We start from the raw sequence: 7812 nt of genomic DNA, 5'->3' as shown, positions 1-7812 counted from the left end.
ACTACCGGAGTTGGAGTGACAACAGCAGTCGGAGTTGGAGTTACTACCGGAGTTGGAGTGACAACAGCAGTCGGAGTTGGAGTTACTACCGGAGTTGGAGTGACAACAGCAGTCGGAGTCGGAGTTACTACCGGAGTGGGAGTTTCACTCGGAGTGGGAGTTGGAGTTACTACCGGAGTGGGAGTTTCACTCGGAGTGGGAGTCGGAGTTTCACTCGGAGTGGGAGTTTCACTCGGAGTGGGAGTCGGAGTTTCTACCGGAGTTGGAGTTTCACTCGGAGTGGGAGTCGGAGTTTCTACCGGAGTTGGAGTTGGCGTTGGCGGCGGGTCGATCGCGTCATCAGTCGAAAACACAATATTACCAACACTACTAGAACGCGGAAACGACTGCGATGTAATGATAGATTGTCCCGTTGTAATTGCACCCGCCGTACCGTTGCTAGCAGCATCCCCCACCACAAACGGTTGAATCGGCGTCCCTCCATCTCCCCCAGCGTGCACAATTGTAATTTTGCCACCACCTGCGCCGCCAGCAGTAGAAATGCTAGCAAATCCCGTCGGCGACAGTGGGGTGGAAAAAGTACCCGTAGCGCGGAAAAAATTGCCTGTTATTGCTGTCACCTCGCCACCGGTGCCGCCAGTACCGCCTTGGGCATTGATAAACTCTACTTGAATATCGCTGATCGGATCTAAGAACACATTGCCGGCATTTCCGACTATACCGCTAGAGTTAATTTGTCCGGTGGTAATTGAAGTTATCGCCTTAACAGTTATGTTGCCGCCACTGTCTCCCGATGTATTCAAATTGCCTGCGGTGAAATTGTTACCGCTTGTAAATAGAATTTCTCCGCCATTAGCAGTAATATTTTTAACACTTATATCGCCCTTGGCAGTAATATCGACTTTGCCGGCGGTCACATCTCCTGATAAGTTGACTTTTTCCGTGTTTAGTGCTGTCAATTGTTGCGCGTTAATTGTCGAGTTTCCTGTCACATTGCCAGCATTTTCGATCGCAAGATTTCCTAATTTGCTGGTGGCACCAACCGCACCGTTGAAAGTGATGCTGCCGCTACCGGAGGCTAGATTTAAGTTGCGGGCATTAATGCTGTCACTGTCGATCGCACCCAAAGCAATATTTCCCCCTGCGGTACTAAATACCGCATCCTTTGTCAAAACCACAGCATTGCTAATATTAATCTTGCCGTTATTACTCGTAACATTACCGCCTAATTTAGTATTTAAGCCCGTAACATTAAAACCAGAATTGCTGTTGACGTTTCCAATAAATTCTGCATTTGAGGCAGTAACATTCAAAACAGATAATGGCGTTGTTTCTCCGATATTTCCTTGCACTAACACATTGCCTGTAGCGGCATCTAAGTTCAACAAATGATTACCGCCTATCGCACCAGTTATCTTAATATCTCCGCCACTGGTACTGAGATTAATATCGTTGCCCAGTGTGACAGCGCCGTTGAGAGCGATCGGATTTTTATTGGTATTGATGCCATCATTCAAATTAATTGTGGCAGCCTTGAGAGCAATGCTGCTGTTGTCATTGCCGGTAAGAGTGCCATCAAGTGCGATCGCACCAGTTCCCGTTTGAATATTTACTGGATCTAAAAATGTAAGATTAGAGGAAATACTAACATTTGCACTGCTATCCGATCGCCCGATCGCGATCGAGCTAAATCCATTTTGAATCAAATTAATTTCCGATGCAGTCAAATCTAAAGGGCTAGTATTGTTATCTATTCCGCCAACAACAATATTTTGTCCTGCTGTTGCGGGTTGCAGCGTTAGCACGCCCGTACCCGAAACGTTCCCAGAAAAATCAATTTCACCTGCCGTTAAATTCAGCGGATTACTACCGGCTGCCAAACTCGAACCGAAAGCAATAGTTGCATCTCCGAGTGTAAAATTTACAGGAGCTTTTAATGTCACCGGGCCACTAAAACTAATGTTATCATTAGTTGTGGTGATATTTCCGCTAACCGCAACAGTTCCCCCGCCATTTTGAATAAATGCACCGTCTAAGTTCAGGTTGTTCTCAATATTTAGATTAACCTTATTGGTAATTGTGAGTGCGCCGTCATTGGTGGTTGTTACAGTTCCTTTGAGATTAACATTATCAGCAGCAATACCGAGATTCCCAGGTACGTCAACTGTCTTGTTGAAAGTAATCCCGCTGCCTGAAAACACCGAGTTTTTGGCAACAGTCACTGCATCTGCATAAGTTTGAGTGCCAGTTGTAGTGACATTGCCATTAAGTTGAGTTGTGCCGCCAACATCTGTAGTCAAACTCGCGGCATTGACTGTTTGATTAAATGCAGTTGTTCCTGTAGAGTTAGCTGTTAAATTGCCGATCGCATTTGTGGGATTTCCAACTGCACCATTGAATGTAACATTACCGCTAACCGCATTCGCCCTCAAATCGCTGCTGCCGTCAACAGTATTATTGAAAGTAATTTCGCTGCCTGCGAGAATGGGATTGTTGGCAATTGTAACAGCATCTCCATAAGTTTGAGTGCCAGTTGTAGTGACATCGCCCTTAAGTTCGGTTGTACCGCCAGCATTGGTGGTGAAACTGGTAGCCTTGACAGCATTAAATGTAGTGGAACCAGCACTTTTGACGGTGAGATTTCCTATTCCTAATACTGTCGCGTCGCCGATCAAACCTTTAACCTCTATTTTTCCAGTTCCTGTTTCTAAAGTGAGATTGCCACTGCCATCAATGTTATTGTTAAACAGAATATTGCCACTTGCTGAATTGCCATTGCTGACTAAGACGCTATCTCCAACTAAGGTATTGCCGTTAATTGTGATATCTTGAGATTGGCTGGTAATATTGCCACTTAAGTTATTAGTTGTAGCGTTGAGAGTAATTGAAGCATTATCTGTTCCCGAAATCGATTGATTGGGATTGACAAAAATAGTGCCTTGAGTATTGAAAGTCACAGGATCTTTAAAAGATATCTGCAAATCCTCTACAGTGATATTGCCCGTGGTAGTATTAGTTCCCAAAACAATTCTACTAAATCCATTAGCCAATGCCGATAAAAACGGCGTTCCTAAATCGATCGCCTGTGGATCATCGTCAACAGGTTCAGCCTGGAACCGGATTCCGAAAGTTGGCAAAGGCTGAATTGACAAAGTACCTTTACCCTGCACGGAATCTGGGCCTCCCAAAAAGCCAATCTCATTGCCACTAATGGTAATATTTCCAGTACCGGGCAATCCATTAGCATCAATGCCTTGTATCCCAACTTGCTTGGGAGTTGCGATCGCAATATCTCCGGCGCTACCAGAATTAGAACTAGAATTCCAAACAACTCCTAGGGCTGCAATAATATCGCCAGTTGTGCTAGTGATATCTATTTTTCCGCCAGCACCAGCAGTGGAACTAGAGTTAAGATTGCTAGCGTTAATCGTATTGTTAGCACTCAGTGCGATCGGGCCACCATTTCCGGTAGGGGATGTGGTATCAATTGCCCCTGCTGTCGTATCAATATTGCCCTTAGTGCTGGTAAGGGCGATCGCCCGTCCGGGATTTCTCATACTACCAACGGTAAGATTGCCTGTAGTTTCAATCGAAAAATCGATCGGACTCTTAACATCGAAAGAATTGATTGTTTTCAGGGAACGTAAAGGTACTGGATTTCCAATGGGCCCGTTGACATTAATCACACCTGTTCCCGTAGTCAAAACTAGGTTGCCATCGCCGTCAACCGTTCCCCCAAAATTAATGTCGCCTCCATCAGTTAACCCAGTATCGAGGATGACATTAGAACCCGTAGCGAGAGAGACTTGCTCACCAAAGGTAATATTCTGTTCGTTGGTAAGAATATTTGCGTTTAAGTTAGTCGTTGGAGCCTTAAAAGTAATTGAAGCGTTGTTTACACCTGTAATGTTTCCATTCACTGCAATGGTGGCAGCTTGCATTGTGACGGGGAAATTAAAAGTAACACCAGCGGGCTCAACGGCGATATTCCCTGTCCCATCCGTGTGGCCGATAATCATTTGGGAAAACCCATTTAAAACCGGAGGCGCGAGTTCAGCACTGCTGAGATTCAAACGACCGTCCGCAGTATTACCCCCCACAGTAATATCTAAACTGGGAGTAAGCGGCTGCAACTGGATAATCCCAGTACCTTTAATTTGAATTATTGATGACAATGAAATTTCATCGCCCGTCAAAGTGACATTGCCACCTAAAGTCGCCTCAATCACACCTTGGGCGAGACTAATGGAATTATTGGAGTTGTTAGCCTTTCCCGTGAGACTAATATTACCCGTTCCCGTAGCTTGTACCGTGGTCGGTACCTCGCCAGCAAAAATCAGGGACGTGTTAATCCCGTAGGTGTTCAATCCAGTCCCTACACTCGTACCGGTTAAAACAATATCTCCATTCTCCGATTTTAGCGTGCCTTGGTAGAGCGTGATCCCGGAATTACCGCTCGCGACTGTACCGGTGCCTGCACTGCTCGTCCCCGTCAACGTCACCTTTCCCAAGCCTGCGGTTTGGATTGTAGCAGCTTTAGATATATATATACCGTCGTTGGCAGATCCAGTCCCACCACCTGTACCCGTCAGACTAACATTTCCAGAGAGCGCTTTCACTGTGCCGTTCTCAACGAATATCCCTCGATTTTCACGAGTCCCATTACCGCCAACACCGATCAGAGTCACATTCCCGTTCTCCGTCGTTGACTCCACTGTAGCGTTGTTTAGATTAACGCCTGTATTTTCGACTCCTGTCCCCGCACCTGTTCCAGTCAGGCTGACACTTCCCCCAGCCCGTACTGTGCTGGTGTCAATAGATATCCCTTGATTATTATCTGTCCCGTTCTGGCCGCCAGTACCGTTGAAAGTAATACTTCCTGTCCCTGCCGATCGCACTGTACTGCTGTCAATAGATATCCCTTTACTATCAGTCCCGTTGCCGCCAGTACCGTTGAAAGTAATACTTCCTGTTCCGAGCGATTCCACTGTGCTGGTGGTAATGTTAATCCCGTTGTTGCCGATTCGAGTTCCGTTACCTGTGCCAGTCAGGGTGATATTTCCATTGGTTGAAGTCACCTTAGATGCGCCTCTAATAACAATACCATCATTTCCGGCTATTGTCTCGTTATTGCCAGTTCCAGTGAGAGTAATATTTCCACTTCCAGTGGTTTGTACTATGGCGTTATTTGTTATAATAATACCGTTACTGGTTCCGACTTTCGCGTTTCCTCCGGTGCCGTCCAAGTTAATGTTCCCACCTCCAGCATTAATTGTGCCACCATGAACGATTCCATTTCCGAAATTATTCCCTCGACCAATACCTGTAAAATTGCCACCATTTGTATTAATCGTCGAATTGATTATCAGATTACCACCGTTGAGATTATCGGCATCAGCATTGAGGGTAACGTTGCCTCCTTGAGTTGTGATATTGGCTTGGACATTAATATTGTTATTAGCATTCAGAGTCAAGGAATTTTTATTATTCCAAGCGATCGTTGCGTCAACGTTAATATTGCCTGACTCCGTATTACCTGACGCAGTAGAAATAGTAACATTTCCCACATTTAGCTGTGCTTGCAGCGTCCCATTAGTAATCACAGAAGGAGGACCAGAGTCAACAAATGCTGGCCCCGTAGGAGCATTATTCAGACCTTCGATAATAGTAATATTAGTGGGATCTAACAATAAAGTTCCAGCAATCCCAAAGGTCGATCGCAAATCAACTAATCCTTGAAAATCCAGCGATTGCTTTCCCGACACTTCTACAAAGCCACCATTCCCAGAAAACAAGCCACCTCTGGCCGTAATATTGCCATTAAAGCGAGTAGTTTCATCAGCCCAAACTATAACTCGCCCGCCATTCCCATTACTAACAGCATCAGCATTAATCGTCGAATCGCTGCTAACAAAAGTCCGCGAAGCATTGGGCACAGTCCCCAAACCCTGATAATCTCCGCCAATCAGTACATTACCGCCGCCGTTAATCCCAGAAGCATTGATATTGCCTGCAATAACTCCTACTTTGTCGCCTAAAATATTTACAGTACCGCCAATGTTGCCAGAGACATTGAGACTGCCAGAGGCGATCGCAGTTCCCGCAGTTACAGGCACAGCAACATTCCCTGTCAACACAACTTCCCCATTGGGATTTACCGTCAAACCCGTCGCCTGTGCCACACCTTGTCCAGTCAGCAACTCCGGCAAAGATAACACTGGCTGCGTCCAATTGTTTGGCAGCGAACTTTGATTTGCTGTCGGCTGAATATCCAAGCTCAATAAATTTCCAGCTTGACTAATTCGCACCAAATTGTTACCCGGTACGGCGCTGATGAGAATATTGCCGCTAGGCGCAGTTACCTGACCATTATTGACAACCGTACCGCCAATCAAACTTAAATTTTGACCTGATGCCACCGTCAAATGGCCGGCATTAACAATGCTTCCCCCTTGCAAATTTGTAAACGCAAAACTATTCGGTGTCCCAATTAAAGTTGCCAAATTGTTATTGCCGATCGCACTAAACCACTGATTGTTCCCAAAACCAATCCCTGTCGCCGTAGTAGCATTAAAAGATCCAGGCACGTTCAGACTGGCATTCGGCCCGAAAATCATGCCGGCAGGATTCATTAAGAATAAATTGGAATTGCCGCCCGTAACTTGAATTAAGCCATTTATTAAAGAAGGATTACCCCCAGTAATCCTTCCCAAAATATTTTGAATATTGGGATTAGTCAGAAAGTTAGCCGTTTGAGCCTCGCTGAGGCCAAACTGAGTAAAACTGTGAAAAAGATTAGCCCCGTCTCCGCTGAAAGATCCCCCCGAAATGTCGTAGCGGTTGCCGTTGGGAGTAACAACTGTGTTAGTGCCGTCTGGTGCCGGGGTGATGGGTTGCGCGTTTGCCGAACCCGCCGCTGCACTCAGCCAGCTAACAATGAATAACCATCCGAGCAAATGTAGTCTGTTGGCTGTCATTGTGTTTAAAGATGGTGCTTAAAGTGCGATCGTATTTATCTATCCTATATTTACTCCTAAAAATTCCTCATGTCAATAGGAGCCGCCTATTTTTAGTGACCGAATAATTAGGAGGGACAAGGAAATGTATGTTTTTAATTATTACGATTTACGTAAAAACAGTTTTTTTACTAGGAATCAGGCGCGGGAAATGAAACTTGGTTTCTTTTTTTTACTTTCACTGCTTCCCTGACCCAAATACCTTAAAAAAACCGATTAAAGCGTCCGGGACTGTTGGTGAAAATATGGCGCGGAATGCGAGGGTTAGGGGTTTAAAAAACTCTGAATTTTAGTCAAAACTACGTAAGTACCGATCGCCTGTTATACAGCTTGCTTAGAGTGGCAAAAAACTCGCTCACCTCCCTACTCGCGGTCGCCGCCACTTCTTTCTGCATACGGCGAGCAGTTGGCAGCGCGCTTTGAGGAGCAACGAACCCAACAGCCGAATTTCTCTCAAAAACTTTATATTTTTTGGAGGATCTTTACCAAAACTTTATAAAGCTCGATTAAAATTTTTATGTATTTTTGAGGAAAGCCAATATTTGCAAGTCTTGCACTCAACTTTAGACCGTTACCGAAACCAAGTAAATGTAGTAGGTTGGAAGTCTAGGCAGGATGAAAATCTTGCTCTTACAGATTAAACTGTGTCAATCTGGTGTCAGTGAAAACTCTTAGAAGAAGCACTCATTTACTCCAAAACACCCTTAAGTAATATCTGTATGTAGATTTACTGGTGTGGAGCCTCTTCTTTAGGTTTGACGATCGTCCTAAATATCGCAGGCTCGCGATCGTCTAT

General features: G+C 45.2%; 1 protein-coding gene. It reads right to left on the bottom strand.

The window, feature by feature from the left end; genetic code table 11:
* Positions 1–6977: two-partner secretion domain-containing protein (locus QUB35_RS22025; RefSeq protein WP_333143863.1), on the bottom strand; the 6977-nt coding region annotated here is incomplete at its 3' end.
* Positions 6978–7812: the final 835 nt, after the last annotated feature.

Origin of the sequence: Microcoleus sp. B13-B6 (genome assembly GCF_036705405.1) — a bacterium.
Classification (GTDB): domain Bacteria; phylum Cyanobacteriota; class Cyanobacteriia; order Cyanobacteriales; family Microcoleaceae; genus Microcoleus.
Note: the sequence above shows the minus strand (reverse complement) of the source record. Positions and strands in the feature narration are given on the sequence as shown.